Annotated in this window: 13 protein-coding genes; 8 read left to right on the top strand and 5 right to left on the bottom strand. The window is 40.9% G+C overall.

Going from position 1 to position 14,964, the window contains the following annotated elements; genetic code table 11:
- Positions 1-223: 223 nt before the first annotated feature.
- From OZP13_RS00745 to OZP13_RS00710, 8 genes are all read left to right on the top strand, one after another.
- Positions 224-556 (top strand): FtsB family cell division protein, encoded by a 333-nt coding sequence (locus OZP13_RS00745; RefSeq protein WP_269241804.1) that lies wholly within the window; start codon positions 224-226, stop codon positions 554-556.
- Between the two features lie 187 nt (positions 557-743).
- Complete coding sequence (locus tag OZP13_RS00740; RefSeq protein WP_281298311.1) at positions 744-2,108, top strand: methylmalonyl-CoA mutase subunit beta; 1,365 nt, start codon at positions 744-746, stop codon at positions 2,106-2,108.
- 2 nt (positions 2,109-2,110) lie between these two features.
- A complete protein-coding gene (gene scpA / locus OZP13_RS00735) occupies positions 2,111-4,234 on the top strand; it encodes a methylmalonyl-CoA mutase (RefSeq protein ID WP_281298310.1) in 2,124 nt (707 codons plus the stop codon).
- Between the two features lie 155 nt (positions 4,235-4,389).
- Positions 4,390-4,896, top strand: a complete 507-nt coding sequence (locus OZP13_RS00730; protein ID WP_281298309.1) for a YybH family protein — start codon at positions 4,390-4,392, stop codon at positions 4,894-4,896.
- 435 nt (positions 4,897-5,331) lie between these two features.
- Positions 5,332-6,459, top strand: coding sequence for a methionine aminotransferase (locus OZP13_RS00725; protein ID WP_281298308.1), 1,128 nt, complete (start codon positions 5,332-5,334; stop codon positions 6,457-6,459).
- 327 nt (positions 6,460-6,786) lie between these two features.
- A complete protein-coding gene (locus OZP13_RS00720; RefSeq protein WP_269241802.1) occupies positions 6,787-7,104 on the top strand; it encodes a GIY-YIG nuclease family protein in 318 nt (105 codons plus the stop codon).
- 323 nt (positions 7,105-7,427) lie between these two features.
- Complete coding sequence (locus OZP13_RS00715; protein WP_269241800.1) at positions 7,428-7,559, top strand: hypothetical protein; 132 nt, start codon at positions 7,428-7,430, stop codon at positions 7,557-7,559.
- A 396-nt stretch (positions 7,560-7,955) separates the two neighbouring features.
- Positions 7,956-8,837: an SDR family oxidoreductase gene (locus OZP13_RS00710; protein ID WP_281298307.1), complete on the top strand. Its 882-nt coding sequence runs from the start codon at positions 7,956-7,958 to the stop codon at positions 8,835-8,837.
- Positions 8,838-9,135: 298 nt separating this feature from the next.
- Here the strand turns inward: OZP13_RS00710 and OZP13_RS00705 are convergent, their stop codons facing one another.
- The 5 genes from OZP13_RS00705 to OZP13_RS00685 all read right to left on the bottom strand — a co-directional run bounded on the left by OZP13_RS00705 (position 9,136) and on the right by OZP13_RS00685 (position 14,960).
- The gene (locus OZP13_RS00705) at positions 9,136-10,497 is read right to left on the bottom strand and encodes a hypothetical protein (protein WP_281298306.1); all 1,362 of its coding nucleotides are present in this window, start codon (positions 10,495-10,497) and stop codon (positions 9,136-9,138) included.
- A gap of 39 nt (positions 10,498-10,536) precedes the next feature.
- Positions 10,537-11,508, bottom strand: a complete 972-nt coding sequence (locus OZP13_RS00700) for a glycosyltransferase (RefSeq protein ID WP_281298305.1) — start codon at positions 11,506-11,508, stop codon at positions 10,537-10,539.
- On the bottom strand, positions 11,501-12,214 hold the full coding sequence (locus OZP13_RS00695) for a class I SAM-dependent methyltransferase (RefSeq protein ID WP_281298304.1): 714 nt from the start codon (positions 12,212-12,214) through the stop codon (positions 11,501-11,503). Before OZP13_RS00695 ends, OZP13_RS00700 begins: the two co-directional genes overlap by 8 nt.
- 216 nt (positions 12,215-12,430) lie before the next feature.
- Complete coding sequence (locus OZP13_RS00690) at positions 12,431-13,423, bottom strand: glycosyltransferase family 2 protein (RefSeq protein WP_281298303.1); 993 nt, start codon at positions 13,421-13,423, stop codon at positions 12,431-12,433.
- A complete protein-coding gene (locus OZP13_RS00685) occupies positions 13,413-14,960 on the bottom strand; it encodes a glycosyltransferase family 2 protein (RefSeq protein WP_281298302.1) in 1,548 nt (515 codons plus the stop codon). Before OZP13_RS00685 ends, OZP13_RS00690 begins: the two co-directional genes overlap by 11 nt.
- Positions 14,961-14,964: the final 4 nt, after the last annotated feature.

Here is a 14,964-nt window from a genome sequence, read left to right as displayed (position 1 = left end):
ACATCAGCTCTGTCATTGCGAGGAACGTGGCAATCAGGAGCTATTTCCCGCTATCCGTTACAAACAAAGTTCACTGGACTCCGTTAAAATGAAAGCATTGTGAAGTAATCTTTTCTTTTTTAAAGAAAAAAGAAAAGGATTTCCACTACAAACGAAGTTCACTGAACTCCGATTAAAGTAGAAGCATTGTGAAGTAATCAGGGCTAAAAACACCATATTGCAAATGACAAATCGATTCAAAGACAAACCTTGGTTCAAATTTTTAAGCAACAAATACGTTTGGGTTTTGTTGTTTTTCTCCACTTGGATGATCTTTTTGGACAACTACTCCTATTTCGATCATCGTTTTTTGGACAACCAAATCAATGAACTCGAAGACAACAAAAAATACTATCAGGAAGAAATCAGGAAAGACCAAGAGAACATCAAAAAACTTAAAAATCCACAACAAATAGAAAAATACGCCCGAGAGAAATACTATATGAAAAAAGACAGCGAAGACATCTACATCATAGAATTCGAAGGCGATACAATCGAAAAAGACGTTAAAAAATAGACTGGAAAGGAATTTGCATTAACCGTCTCTTCGAGTGATTTTGATCAGTAATGCGACAGCTTTACTGATCAAAATTGTATCGAGAAGCCTTCAATACTAGTGTTCTCGACACATCCAGATTGCATCGGGACATAGAACTGACGAACTAAAATTCATCCAGAATCAATTGTAAAACCGAACCCAGTAAATGAAAAATCTATTCCACGATTTCGACCCCGTTTCTTCCAAACAATGGAAACAAAAAATCCAGTTCGAACTCGATGGTGCCGATTACAACCAAACATTAATCTGGAATTCTCCCGAAGACATTCAGGTAAAACCCTTTTATCACGGGGACGAATTCAAGGGAGTGGCAGCAGTGCACACCAAGGCAAGCGAATTCCGCATTTGCCAAAACATCTTTGTCCACGACCTGAAAAAATCAAATCTTCGAGCCATCGACAGCATCAATCGTGGTGCCGAAAGCATTCGTTTTACCATCAAGGACGAAAATATGGAAGTCGCAAAGCTACTCGAAAATCTCCCGTTGGAGAAAGTGGCAATCTATTTCAACCTGACTTTTCTGTCCGTTGATTTCGTTAAAAAAATAGAGGCTTTTGCAAAAAAAACCAACGCAAAAATCTTTTGCAACCTCGATCCAATCGGGCAATTGGCCAAAGACGGAAACTGGTTTGCAACCAAGGAAAAAACAAATTTCGAGACGCTGAATTTGCTTTCGACAGCAACAACAAACGTTTCCCTGATCAGCATAAATGGCGGTTTGTACCAAAATGCCGGTGCCAACATGGTGCAACAAATAGCCTATAGTTTGGCGCACGCCAACGAATATTTCAATCGAATCAAGAACATAAACCAACCCATCGTTTTCGAAATAGCGGTGGGCACGAATTACTTTTTCGAAATCGCCAAACTGCGCGCCTTGCGATTGCTTTTCAATTTAATAGCCAAAGAATACAACCACAATCTCGATTGCCACTTGCTGGTTTCACCCACAAAACGCAACAAAACCATTTACGATTACAACCTCAACATGCTGCGCACCACCACCGAATGCATGAGCGCCATTTTGGGCGGAGCCGATGCCGTTGCCAATTTGCCCTACGATGCCTTGTACCACAAAGACAACGAATTTGGCGACAGAATCGCCCGAAACCAACTGCTGATTCTCAAACACGAAAGCTGTTTCGACAAAGTCGACAATCCGGCCGATGGCAGTTATTATATCGAAACCCTGACCAACCAATTGGCCGAAAAAGCATTGACTTTATTCAAGGACATCGAGGCCGGTGGCGGTTTCCTCAAACAACTCAACGACGGTACCGTCAAAAGAAAAATCCAGGAAAGTGCCGACAAAGAGCAGTATTTATTCGATTCCGGAAAAGAAATATTGCTTGGAACCAATAAATATCCCAACAAAAACGACCGAATGAAGGAGGAGTTGGAATTGTTTCCTTTCGTGAAAATAAAACCGAGAAAAACCTTGATCACCCCAATAATCGAAAAACGATTGTCCGAAAAAATGGAGCAAGAACGTCTTTCTCAAGAAAAATAACCATGAGAAAAAACCTCCAACATATAAAAATTGAAAAGTCGGAAGCTGGAAGTGAGAAGTTGGAAGAAAAACACTTTCTCACTGCCGAAGGCATTTCATTAAAAAAAAACTACTCCCAACAAGACATCGAAAATCTCGAACATCTTGATTTTGCTGCCGGCTTTCCACCCTATTTGCGTGGGCCGCATACTACCATGTATGTACGTCGACCATGGACAATTCGGCAATATGCAGGATTTTCCACCGCCGAAGAAAGCAACGCTTTTTACAGACGAAATCTGGCTGCCGGACAAAAAGGACTTTCGATAGCCTTTGATTTGCCCACGCATCGCGGCTATGATTCGGATCACGAACGCGTGCTGGGCGATGTTGGAAAAGCGGGCGTGGCCATCGATTCCGTCGAAGACATGAAAATGTTGTTTGACCAAATTCCGTTGGACGAAATGTCGGTTTCCATGACCATGAATGGAGCCGTCCTGCCCATTATGGCCTTCTTTATAGTCGCAGCCGAAGAGCAGGGCGTGAAACCCGAACAACTTTCCGGAACCATACAAAACGACATCCTGAAAGAGTTCATGGTCCGAAACACCTACATCTATCCGCCGGCACAATCGATGAAAATCATTGCCGACATCTTTGAATTTACCAGCAAGAAAATGCCTAAATTCAACTCTATTTCCATTTCCGGTTACCACATGCAGGAAGCGGGTGCCACCGCCGATATCGAATTGGCCTACACCCTGGCCGATGGACTGGAATACATCCGGACGGGATTGGCTACAGGAATGAAAATCGATGACTTCGCCCCTCGCCTGTCTTTTTTCTGGGGCATCGGGATGAACCATTTTATGGAAATGGCCAAAATGCGTGCAGGACGACTAATTTGGGCAAAACTGCTGAAACAATTCAACCCAAAAGACGCTAAATCATTGGCCCTGCGAACCCATTGCCAAACATCGGGTTGGAGTTTGACCCAGCAAGACCCTTTCAACAACCTGGCGCGAACAACTATCGAAGGTTTGGCGGCAGCATTGGGCGGAACCCAATCCCTGCATACCAATGCTCTCGACGAAGCGATTGCATTGCCCACCGATTTCTCGGCCAGAATTGCCAGAAACACCCAAATTTATTTGCAGGAAGAAACCAAGATCACCAAAACCGTAGATCCTTGGGCGGGGAGTTTTTACGTCGAAAGCTTGACCGATGAAATAGTGCAAAATGCATGGAAACTCATCGAAGAAGTCGAAGAACTCGGCGGAATGACCAAAGCCATCGAAACTGGAATCCCAAAACTGCGCATCGAAGAAGCCGCAGCCAGAAAACAGGCGCGAATAGACGGCAACCAAGACATTATCGTGGGTGTGAACAAATACCGATTGGAAAAAGAAGACCCTTTACAAATTCTGGATGTCGACAACCAAATGGTGCGCCAACAACAGATCAAACAATTAGAACTAATCAAGGCCAATCGAAATACCAAAAAAGTACAACTTTCACTGGAAAAACTAACCATTTGTGCCCAAACCGGAGAAGGCAACCTACTGGAATTGGCCATTGAAGCTGCCAGAAACAGGGCAACTCTTGGTGAAATCAGCACTGCGCTGGAAACAGCCTTCGGAAGATACAAGGCACAAATTAAATCCTTTAGCGGCGTGTATAGCAAAGAAATCAAAGACGACCAAAGCTTCGAGAAAGCAAAACAACTGGCCGACGAATTTGCCAAAAAAGAAGGCCGTCGCCCAAGAATCATGATTGCCAAGATGGGGCAAGACGGTCACGATCGCGGTGCCAAAGTAGTCGCCACCGCTTATGCCGACCTGGGTTTTGACGTCGACATTGGCCCTCTTTTTCAAACCCCTGCCGAAGCCGCCAAACAAGCCGTGGAAAACGACGTGCATGTTCTTGGCGTTTCCTCGCTTGCGGCGGGACACAAAACCTTGGTGCCGCAAGTCATCGAAGAACTTAAAAAATACGGACGCGAAGACATTATGGTTATCGTGGGTGGCGTAATTCCTGCCCAAGATTACCAATTCTTGTTTGATGCGGGAGCTGTTGCCGTTTTTGGTCCCGGAACCAAGATCAGCGAAGCAGCCATTAGTATTTTGGAGATTTTGATGGAAGAGTAATCTTGAACCTGACAGCTTGCCAAAACCTTCAAGACTCAAAATACAAACATTCAAAAAAAATCAAAAACCACCCAATATTCAATATTTTTTTATTAAATTTATTCTTTCAAGAAAGAACTTAACTTATCATAAATAACTTAAAACCAGACACAATTATGAAAAAAAAGATTTTAATAAAAGGACTATTGTTGTTTCTCTTGACTTTATCAATAGCCTGCAACCAAAAGAAAGAAGAACCAACCGCAGCCGCTCCGGCGATTGACAACGAACAAATCAAGGCCGAAATTCAAGCCATCGAGAATGATTTTGCAGCCGTTTACAATACGGGAAATATTGATGCTTTAACCTATTACGCAGACGATGCCACAAGTTATTTTAGTGGAAAGATGCCCTTGGTCGGCAAAGAAGCCATACACCAGTCCATGAAAGAAGAACTGGGCAATTTTACCAAAGGAGACAAAATATCCTTTGAAACCAGGGAAGTTTATGTGGCAAACGACGGCAAACACGTAATGGAAATTGGAGCTTACCAATTTTCGGATTCCACCGGCACAAAATTACGAAGCGGAAATTACTTTAGTTTATTCGAAAAAAGAGACGGTAAATACAAATGCGTCAGGGACATGGGCAACTCCGAACCCTCTGAACCAATGGCCAAATAAATAATAAATACTATACCAACATAAAAGCACTTCAATCGAGGTGCTTTTATGTTATATAAAACCTATTGCTCCGCAAAGCCTCCGACTTTGAGGATGTGAAAAACAGTCTCCGTTGCTCACATCAGTTGCCCCCCCTTTTCCCGTGTCATTGCAAGGAGGAACGACGCGGCAATCTGTTCCTTCCACCGCAATCTCTCCCACCGCAATCGCCCTTGTCATTGCGACCAACGAGAGAAATCACATCCATTGCTCCAATCTTGCTCCGCAAAGCCTCCGACTTTGTGGAAGTGAAAAACGGTCTCCTGACCGTCGTAAATCATCAAATTTGCGCTATACCCCCCAAAAGATCAAGGTACTGATTGGACAAAATCAAACCCAAAAAACCTCCAAACAAGAATATTTTACTTACCTTTAAGTCTCTAAACGACCCTAACCATGTCCAAACTTCCCAATATTGGCACCAGCATTTTTACGCTGATGTCCAAAATGGCTGTTGAACACAACGCCATCAATCTTTCGCAAGGTTTTCCCAACTTTCCCATTGACGAAAAACTGGCCGATATCGTGGCCCAACTCGCAAAAGAAAATGTCCACCAATACCTCCCCATATCGGGTTACCCTCCTTTATTGTTGAAAATTGCAAAACTTGTCGAAAAATCGTACCACCGAACGATTCAACCCCAAACGGAACTCTTGGTAACTGCCGGAGCAACACAAGCCATTTTCACGACCATTCAGGCTTTGGTAAACAGCAATGACGAGGTAATCCTGCTTGACCCCAGCTACGATTCGTATGAAGCACCCGTTTTGTTGTGCAACGCACAAACCGTGCGGGTCGATTTGAATGACGATTATACGCCCAATTGGGAACGCATCGAAAAAGCCTTTTCCTCCAAAACCAAAATGATCATCATCAACAACCCCCACAATCCAACGGGGAAAATTTGGAAGGATTCCGATTTTCTGGCATTGGAAAAACTAGTGGAGAAATATCCCGACCTGATGGTATTGTCGGATGAAGTGTATGAACACATTACCTTTGAGCAAAAACACATTTCGGTGCACTCCCGTCCAAAACTCTGCAACCGCAGTGTGGTAGTTTCCTCTTTTGGAAAATCATTCCATGTCACGGGCTGGAAAGTGGGCTATCTCGTGGCACCCGAACATTTGATGACCGAGATCAAGAAAGTGCACCAGTTCCTGGTTTTCTGCGTCAACAGCCTTTCCCAAGTGGCCATTAGCGAGTATTTGGATTTGGTTTCCGTGGAAGAATTGGGAACTTTCTATCAAGAAAAAAGGGATTATTTCAGGAAGTTGCTGCAAAACAGCCGCTTCAAATTGATGCCTTGCGAAGGAACCTATTTTCAGCTGGCTTCCTATGCCTCCATTTCTGACGAAAATGATGTCGATTTTTGCAAGCGATTGATCACCGAACATGGAGTGGCAGCCATTCCCCTTTCTGTTTTTTATGCCGATGGCAAAGACTTGAAACTGGTTCGGTTTTGCTTTGCCAAAGACAATGCCACTTTGGAAGAAGCCGCCAGGAGATTGTGTGCTGTATAAAATTTGTCATTTCGTTGTCACTTTGTCATTTCGCTATCACTTTGTCATTTCGTTGTCACTTTGTCATTTCGACGAAGAAGACCCGAGCGACAGCGAACAGGCAAAGCAAATCACATAACGAGAGCAATCATCGTGAGCAACAAACACTGGGCAACCAACACTTTGTCATTTCGACGAAGGAGAAAACACATAACGAGAGCAACTATCGTGAGCAACCAACACTGAGCAACAATCGTGAGCAACTGATGTGATTTCTCCCGTTGGTCGAAATGACAAAAAAAACCATTAACCATAAACAAAAACATCATTAACATAAAATGACATATTATGCTAAACCCACAATTAGGTTTTCATTCCTATTACGTTTACATCATCACGAATAAATATCGTTCCACTTTTTATATTGGCATAACCAATAATTTAAAATTGCGATTACAGCAACATAAAAATAATATCGAAACAAACACCAAAACATTTGCTTCCAAATACAATATAGAGTATTTAGTGTTTTACGAAAAGTTCACTTGGATCCAGGAAGCCATTGCAAGAGAAAAAGAATTAAAAAAATGGAGAAGAGATAAAAAACTGGCATTAATTCGTGATTTTAATCCAACATTTGAATTTCTAAATCATCATTTTGAGTAACAGTTGTCATTTCGTTGTCCCTTTGTCATTTCGACGAAGGAGAAATCACATAACGAGAGCAATCATCGTGAGCAACAAACACTTAGCAACAATCGTGAGCAACCAACACTTTGTCATTTCGACGAAGGAGAAAACACATAACGAGAGCAATTCTCGTGAGCAACAAACACTGGGCAACAATCGTGAGCAACCAACACTTTGTCATTTCGACGAAGGAGAAAACACATAACGAGAGCAATCATCGTGAGCAACAAACACTGAGCAACAATCGAGAGCAATTCTCGTGAGCAATTCTCGTGAGCAACAAACACTGGGCAGCAATCATGAGCAACAAACACTTTGTCATTTCGACGAAGGAGAAAACACATAACGAGAGCAATTCTCGTGAGCAACAAACACTGAGCAACAATCGTGAGCAACAATCGAGAGCAATCATCGTGAGCAACAAACACTGAGCAACAATCGAGAGCAATTCTCGTGAGCAATTCTCGTGGGCAACAAACACTGGGCAACAAACACTGAGCAACAAACACTTTGTCATTTCGACGAAGGAGAAAACACATAACGAGAGCAACTATCGTGAGCAACAAACACTGGGCAACCAACACTTTGTCATTTCGACGAAGGAGAAAACACATAACGAGAGCAATTATCGTGAGCAACAAACACTGGGCAACAAACACTGAGCAACAATCGAGAGCAATTATCGAGAGCAACAAACACTGAGCAACAAACACTGGGCAACTGATGTGATTTCTCCATTGTTCGAAATAAAACAATCAAGCCCCCGCTTTTACTAGGCACGCCTACTAAACTATTTTCCTTATATTTAGGGACAAAAAACTAAGACTATGGATTTCTCGGCAAAAATGCTTCGTGATGACGCCCTAAAAGGCAAAGTAATTGTGGTTACCGGTGGCGGCAGCGGATTGGGCAAAGCCATGACCCGCTATTTTATGGAATTGGGCGCAAAAGTAGCCATCAGTTCCCGCGACTTGGAAAAACTCCAAAACACCGCCAAGGAACTGGAAGCAGAAACGGGCGGAACCTGCCTGGCAGTGCAATGCGACGTGCGCCATTATGACCAAGTAGAAACCATGTTGCAGGAGGTTTTGAAAACTTATGGAAAAGTAGACGTCTTGCTGAACAATGCCGCGGGCAATTTCATCTCGCCAACCGAAAGATTGTCCGCCAATGCTTTTGACACCGTGATTGACATCGTGCTGAAAGGTTCCAAAAACTGCACCCTCGCTTTCGGGAAGCACTGGATTGAAACCAAACAAACCCATTCGACTGTATTGAACATCGTGACCACTTATGCCTTCACGGGTTCAGCTTACGTGGTGCCGAGTGCTGCCGCCAAAGCAGGTGTTCTGGCCATGACCCGAAGTCTGGCCGTGGAATGGGCAAAATACGGAATTCGAACCAATGCCATTGCTCCGGGACCGTTTCCCACCAAAGGCGCTTGGGACAGATTGTTGCCCGGCGACTTGGCCGAGAAGTTTGACATGGCCAAAAAAGTACCTTTGGGACGTGTGGGAAACCATCAGGAATTGGCCAATCTTGCCGCCTATCTAGTCTCCGATTTTTCGGCCTACATCAATGGCGAAGTCATTGTCATCGACGGCGGCGAATGGCTGAAAGGTGCCGGTGAATTCAATATTCTGGAAGCCATTCCCGAAGAACTCTGGAACCAATTGGAACTGATGATCAAGGCGAAGAAGAATAGGTAGCAGTAGTCGCAGGTTTCAGGTTATCATAATACTGAAAAACAAGTTGAAACATCTCGTTGTAATGGCGGGGTTTTGTTAGCATTGTCCCTCCTGAAATCACACGACGATGTAAACACAGTTGAATACCTAATACAACTGGCGTAAGTTGTATAGAAATAACTATACAGGTTATTAAATAAATCCTGCTTTAGCTATACAAATATAATTCTTAATCCTAAACTTACTATACACCTGCTTTTTCATGGTTGAAGTTTTTATTGTAATTCTTCCCTCTTCTCTTCAAGATTGATTACCAGCCTCATTCGTTCGAATAACCCATTGGAAACACATAGTTCGAAATCTTGTTTATTATTGTTTTTATCCAATGTACACGATACAAACCCGCGGCACTCATGACATACAAAGCTACCCTTGACGGAAAAATATACCGTGGCTCCATATAAGTCAAACTATGAAAAACGAGCAAACCTATCCAGACTCCCCAAAATAGCCAATAATGAATTAGGTTTCTTTCTCTAATTAAAAACAATACTAACCCAAGAAGCACCAATAAGTTGATTGAATTGACAAACAACAAAAAACTCCAATAACCAAAAGTTCCTTTGAAAGGCCCCAGATCAAATTGGGAAGGTTGTACTTTGCTAATAATATTAACATGCCCATAAAAACTTCTGACCAAAATTTGTCTAATCGTTATAAAAGGATGAGCCATCATATCGCTTAGGATAAAATCACGATAGACTTCAATATTGGACTGCTTTGTTTTAACCATAACTGCATCTAGTTCACTTCCACTACGAATCCAGTTTTGATAATCTTTACTGTCGGGTCGATTGTCACTTTCCCAGAAACGCCAATCGGTAGGTTCGTCTCTAAACTGGAATCTCCCTTGAAATGCTACGTAATAAAAATAAAATTCTTGACTTTGATTTGATGAATTGCCATTTATCGTTTTGGCCATTTGTAAAGTTCCCATACTAAACAACAAAACAGTGATAAAAGTAAATCCTAGTTTTTTTCCATAGAGTGCATAAAACGATTTCTTCTTAAAAAAGGAATAGGCTATCACTGCCAATAGTATTCCAAGAAGCAACAAGGCATTAGGACGGTTCAAAATAAGCAACCACATTCCTAGCGTCAGCAGCAGCCAACCTCTTTTTTTTGAAGCTTCACTAAAGGCTATAGCCCAACCATAAAGAGCCAAGACCAACGAAAAAAAGGCAGGTATTTCGGCCAATATACCCAAGGAATAATAACAATGTATTGGAAAAACAAAAAAAAGCAGGACACTCAAGAGTCCAACTTCCTTTGAAAAGAAAGCGGCAGCAATCCTGAAAATCAGCAATAAACTGATGGTAACGATAATGGAGGTAAACAAGACTCCATATACCCAAAGCTGCTCGTCGGTGGCATCGGACGATGCCAATAAATAAGCAGGTGTATAAAATAATATAGGCCCTGGCGCTTTGGTAATCACTACCTTGTCTGAAGCAACTTCTCCTTTAAGAAACAAAGCCATATTTTTGGACTCCTCATGGAAAGTATAATCGCCAAGAAGGTTTGCACTAAATGGAAAATTTAAAACAATCAACATTACTATGGCTGACAATACAACTATAGCAAGATTAACCCTTTTGGTCGAAAAATCAATTTTATTCATTTCTCCTTTTTATTATTGATAGATTACTAAATAATCTGATTATTCTTTGCATGACATTTGAATGGAGTCTATAAACTCTTTATAAATTCCTTCTGATGGAGTTTTAATGTTTTTTCTAGCGCTAAGTTGCATCAACAATACAATCAGCGTAACCGATGAAAACTGAAGTATGATACTAAAAAAGATTAAAATTAAATTAGATGCCCAACCCGGAATAGAGGATTCCGTAAAAAGTTTAATGTACAAAACAGACAGAACCGACAGGAAACACACTAAAATTCCGAATAAGGAAAGTTTTAATATCCGAACTGACAAGGAGTCAAAATAAACAGAAATAGAACTTAAACCGTGCAGTATCAAACTTGTAAAATTCATTTTAGAATGTCCTGCATATCGTATTCCCCTATCCAATAAAACTTTGCCAAATGGGGTCTTGGATTGAATTATGCTTCCCGAATAATGGTTCCACAAATTATCCTGAACTACCACTCTTTTTAAAAGTTTTTTTGGAATACAACTAAAGTTTCCAAAATTTATTTTTTGTCCAGTCAATCCATAAAAAAAGGTTTTGTAAAAGAAATACCCTATTTTAAAAAAAAACGATTCCTGCCTTTTTTTCCTTTGTGCAAAAATAATTTTTTGGTCCTTTTCTTCTTCACATTTCGATACCAAATAAACCAAGTCTTCGGGTTTGTCTTCACCGTCACTATCTAAAACCACTACATAGTCAAAATTTGATTTAGTATCATTAACAAATTGCAATCCAACCGCAATGGCTCTTTGATGCCCAATATTTACTTTTAAATTTATTATTTCTATCGGAATTTCATCTGTGAACATATTATCTTCTTTTTCTTCAAAAGAGCCGTCATTAATGGCAACAATATGGATTGCGATTTTTTTTTGTGGTGTACAATACGTTTTCTCAATAGTACTTACCAGTATTGAGAAACTTTCCCAGTCATTATAAACTGGAATTACACAAATAATTTTTTTTAATTCTCTATTCATTTGCCTGTATTTTTTTCCAAACCCCAACTACTGTTTTACCCATTGAATAAAAAGTAATTGCATCAACAATTTTAGAAATCGGTATCATGTAATTATCCCAAAATTTTATTTGTTTTAATTTGGGATAATCTTGTTTTAAAAACCATTTGTTGGCTAAAGAAGCAAATAATCCAATCGAATCCAAATAACGTAAATCTACTTTTTGAAATCCCTCTGGAACCGCTTTGGCAAGCATGTCTTTATTGTATCTTCTATAATGTCCTATGGATTCATCAAATTTGCTGAACAAATAATTATGGGCAGGAACCAAAATAATTATATGTCCATTGGGTTTCAAAAAATTAGCTGCTTTTTTTAACTCTTCTGCATCATTTTCAATATGTTCCATAACATCGACATAAATTATGGCATCAAATTTTCTGTTAGCATCCATTCCGTCTAAAGTGCCTGTAATAATTTCAATAAAAAAAGGCAAGTAGCCATTTTCTTTTTTTATCTCAATTTCTTTGGTTAATTGTCCATCGGGTTCAATGCAAACCCAACAATTTTGGGTTCCATCACACAATGAGTGTGTTGTTTCACCAATTCCAGCACCGACTTCCAGAACGTCATTTTTTAAATATCCCTCTATAAATTTCGCGTAGTATTTTTTCCAATTATGGGCATGTTTAAATAACTCTAATTCATTTCCGATATAGTCTTTCATCTAATTTCTCGATTCTAAAATCTTTTTAATTTTACTTTTATCCAAAACAAATTTAGATTTGTCAACTACAAAGAAAGTCAATTATTTAGGATTTTTATAATAATTCTGCCCAAGAGATGATAGAAGAAGCCTCCTTTTTGGGTAGTGTAAATCTAGATTGAATATACAAGATAAAAGAAGGAACAATTATGAGCCATAAAGACAAATAGTAATAATTTATTTAGGTTTATTCCCCCACAAACTCCACCAACCCACGGTTCGTCCTAATGCTTCGGTGAAGGCTTGTTTTCTTTTGGCGGTGGTAAAGGTATTCGAAAATCGGATCATGGTCAATACAAGGGTAATGAAATTCCATTTTAGTTTCGCTTCTAATGAAGGTTGTGGGTTCTTGACCCTCCAAACGTACCAGCCGTTTCGCACCACCATCTTGCCGTATTGGTATTGATTGGGTCTGCCCGAGGGATGATGATAATGACTTAAGCGTGCCTTGGTATTGACGGCATTTTTTCCAAACTCCAAGGCGCGAATGCTGAAATCGGCATCCTCATACAAGCCATAGCCCTCAAAATAAGGGGAGAACCGGATGGCATCCACCACCTTTTTTCGGAAAGCAAACGACATTCCCATCAACAAATCCACCTCATAAGTCTTTCCAGTCAAGGGAAACCCGCAAGTTTTGCCGTGGGAATACTCAGGCATTCGTCCCGGTCCCAAATGGGATGACAGCCCCAAATAATGGCGAACCACGTTGCGCTGTCCTTCTTTGTAAACAAATCCTTCCCATTGATAATAACGGCGGGAATCGTATTTCTTGTTCGGCTCGGCCAAAGTCCAACTGTTCTCGTTAACAGCCACGCCCCCCACTCCCCAAATACTTGGATTTTCTTTGAATGTAGTTAGGACCTCTTCAAAATAGTCCTTTTCCAAAATCGTGTCGTCATCCAGAAAACAAACCACTTCCATTTCCTTTCCCACCCTGTCAATACCATAATTCCTTTGCTTGGTCAAGCCACGATGTTCCGGCGGAACGGAAAAATAATGCAGATTGGCGAATGGATTGTCCTTTAAAACCAATTCGGCTTCTTGATTGGTCGAACCGTCAATTATCAGGATTTCATCGGGATACAGAGTTTGCCCTTGAACCGATTGCAACAATTGGAGCAAGGGTTCAGGACGCATATAGGTGCAGATGATTAAACTAAATTTCATTTTGTCTTTTTAATTTATTAGCCCAAAACACGCTTCTCGCCCATTGTTTTTGAAAAGTACAATAATAGCGTATCGGGTTTTTAATTTTTTGAAGTCGGTAATACTTTAAGAACAAGGTGGTTTTATAGCTGTTGGTCTGGGCTGGAGTAGTATGCAACAATTGATACAACATTACGGTTGGTGACGGCTTGGGTTGGATGTCGTCATTTTGCCATTGCAAGGTGGGTTTCGTTCTAAAACCTCCAACGGGAGCCTTCAAATGCAGTATTTCAGGTTCGGGCAAATACAGGACATCATGTCCCTGATGGCGCAATTGCATGCCAAAATCACCGTCTTCTCCAAAACCAAATTCATACCCCCTATTGAAGGAACAATTCTTCAGGATTTCTGCCAATGCAAAACTACAGCCCGAGCCAAAACTTGACCATTGAAAAACGGTTGTGTTCCTTTGCTTTTGCCCTTTCAAAAGGCATTTAAAAGAAACCGCTTCGGCGCCAAAATCATTAATCTTTTCCAAGGCTTTTTGGATGAAATCAACCCCAATCCTGATATCATCATCCGCAAAGAAAACCCATTCACTGGTTATTTGAGACAAGGCAATATTCCTTGCATTGCAAGCACCGGCTTGATGGGTAAAAGTATGCTTTATGGCAAATGGCCATGCTGCTGTCGTTAAATAATCCAATTCCGAAGTACTACCTTCATCAGGATTTTGCTCTACGACAATAACATTGGCCGGCAGCTGCGTTTGTGCCTTCAAATCTTCCAGAATGGCATGCAAATAGTCCTTTCTCCCGATGGTTGGAATAATGACATCCACAGTCGCTTGATCCACCACTTTTCGAGAAGATTGCACTTTGATGGCCTCCAAATCGATATTTATCTTGTTCCTGTTTTTATGGAAAAAGGAAAAAAGGAAAGGCAAAAGAGGAAACTTTCGTTCGTACAAAAATAAATTCAACAGCAACAAGAAAACCCAACGGATCCTGTAATGTTGTTTTACAAAACGAAACAAGGTGTAGCTACTCGTTTTGGGGGCAACACTTTTCGAATGGGATTTTAAAAGTCGGGGTTCCGAATAACACAACAATCCTTTTGGCATCAATAGTTTTGCCAAGGAACACAAAAAATAATCGAAATTGGCATCCATCGGAATGGCATTGTTCAAAGCCAATAGCACTGCTGCCTGAATTCCTCCTACAGCACTGCTCATTTGCCAACTGGCATAAGGCACTTGCTTATTGGCTCGAATAAAAAGGGAAGCATCTATGTAGCCTATATTTTCGCCTAAAAATGGAGTGTCGGATGGATTATAAGAAAGCAGCAATTTATGGTGATGAAACAAATTCCCGATTTCCTGTCTATTGAATTGCTCTTTCAAGTCTTGATGACACCACAACAATAACTCTTTGGGATGTGCTTGGGCTATCTCAAAAAGAACCACAGCGATTGATCGACCTCCAACAGTGGCCACGCCTAAAGCATTGGCATTGGCCATTTCCACAACATCTTTGCCATTATGATAAAGAATTATCATTGTA

Origin of the sequence: Flavobacterium limnophilum (assembly GCF_027111315.2) — a bacterium.
In the GTDB taxonomy this organism is placed as follows: Bacteria; Bacteroidota; Bacteroidia; order Flavobacteriales; family Flavobacteriaceae; genus Flavobacterium; species Flavobacterium limnophilum.
Note: the sequence above shows the minus strand (reverse complement) of the source record. Positions and strands in the feature narration are given on the sequence as shown.

What these genes read in the sequence shown, in the direction of transcription:
- scpA (WP_281298310.1), top strand. Translation starts at nt 2,111, where the DNA reads ATGAGAAAAAACCTCCAACATATAAAAATTGAAAAGTCGGAAGCTGGA.
- OZP13_RS00730 (WP_281298309.1), top strand. Translation starts at nt 4,390, where the DNA reads ATGAAAAAAAAGATTTTAATAAAAGGACTATTGTTGTTTCTCTTGACT.
- OZP13_RS00690 (WP_281298303.1), bottom strand. Translation starts at nt 13,423, where the DNA reads ATGAAATTTAGTTTAATCATCTGCACCTATATGCGTCCTGAACCCTTG.
- OZP13_RS00740 (WP_281298311.1), top strand. Translation starts at nt 744, where the DNA reads ATGAAAAATCTATTCCACGATTTCGACCCCGTTTCTTCCAAACAATGG.
- OZP13_RS00700 (WP_281298305.1), bottom strand. Translation starts at nt 11,508, where the DNA reads ATGAATAGAGAATTAAAAAAAATTATTTGTGTAATTCCAGTTTATAAT.
- OZP13_RS00720 (WP_269241802.1), top strand. Translation starts at nt 6,787, where the DNA reads ATGCTAAACCCACAATTAGGTTTTCATTCCTATTACGTTTACATCATC.
- OZP13_RS00710 (WP_281298307.1), top strand. Translation starts at nt 7,956, where the DNA reads ATGGATTTCTCGGCAAAAATGCTTCGTGATGACGCCCTAAAAGGCAAA.
- OZP13_RS00725 (WP_281298308.1), top strand. Translation starts at nt 5,332, where the DNA reads ATGTCCAAACTTCCCAATATTGGCACCAGCATTTTTACGCTGATGTCC.
- OZP13_RS00705 (WP_281298306.1), bottom strand. Translation starts at nt 10,497, where the DNA reads ATGAATAAAATTGATTTTTCGACCAAAAGGGTTAATCTTGCTATAGTT.
- OZP13_RS00715 (WP_269241800.1), top strand. Translation starts at nt 7,428, where the DNA reads ATGAGCAACAAACACTTTGTCATTTCGACGAAGGAGAAAACACATAAC.
- OZP13_RS00685 (WP_281298302.1), bottom strand. Translation starts at nt 14,960, where the DNA reads ATGATAATTCTTTATCATAATGGCAAAGATGTTGTGGAAATGGCCAAT.
- OZP13_RS00745 (WP_269241804.1), top strand. Translation starts at nt 224, where the DNA reads ATGACAAATCGATTCAAAGACAAACCTTGGTTCAAATTTTTAAGCAAC.
- OZP13_RS00695 (WP_281298304.1), bottom strand. Translation starts at nt 12,214, where the DNA reads ATGAAAGACTATATCGGAAATGAATTAGAGTTATTTAAACATGCCCAT.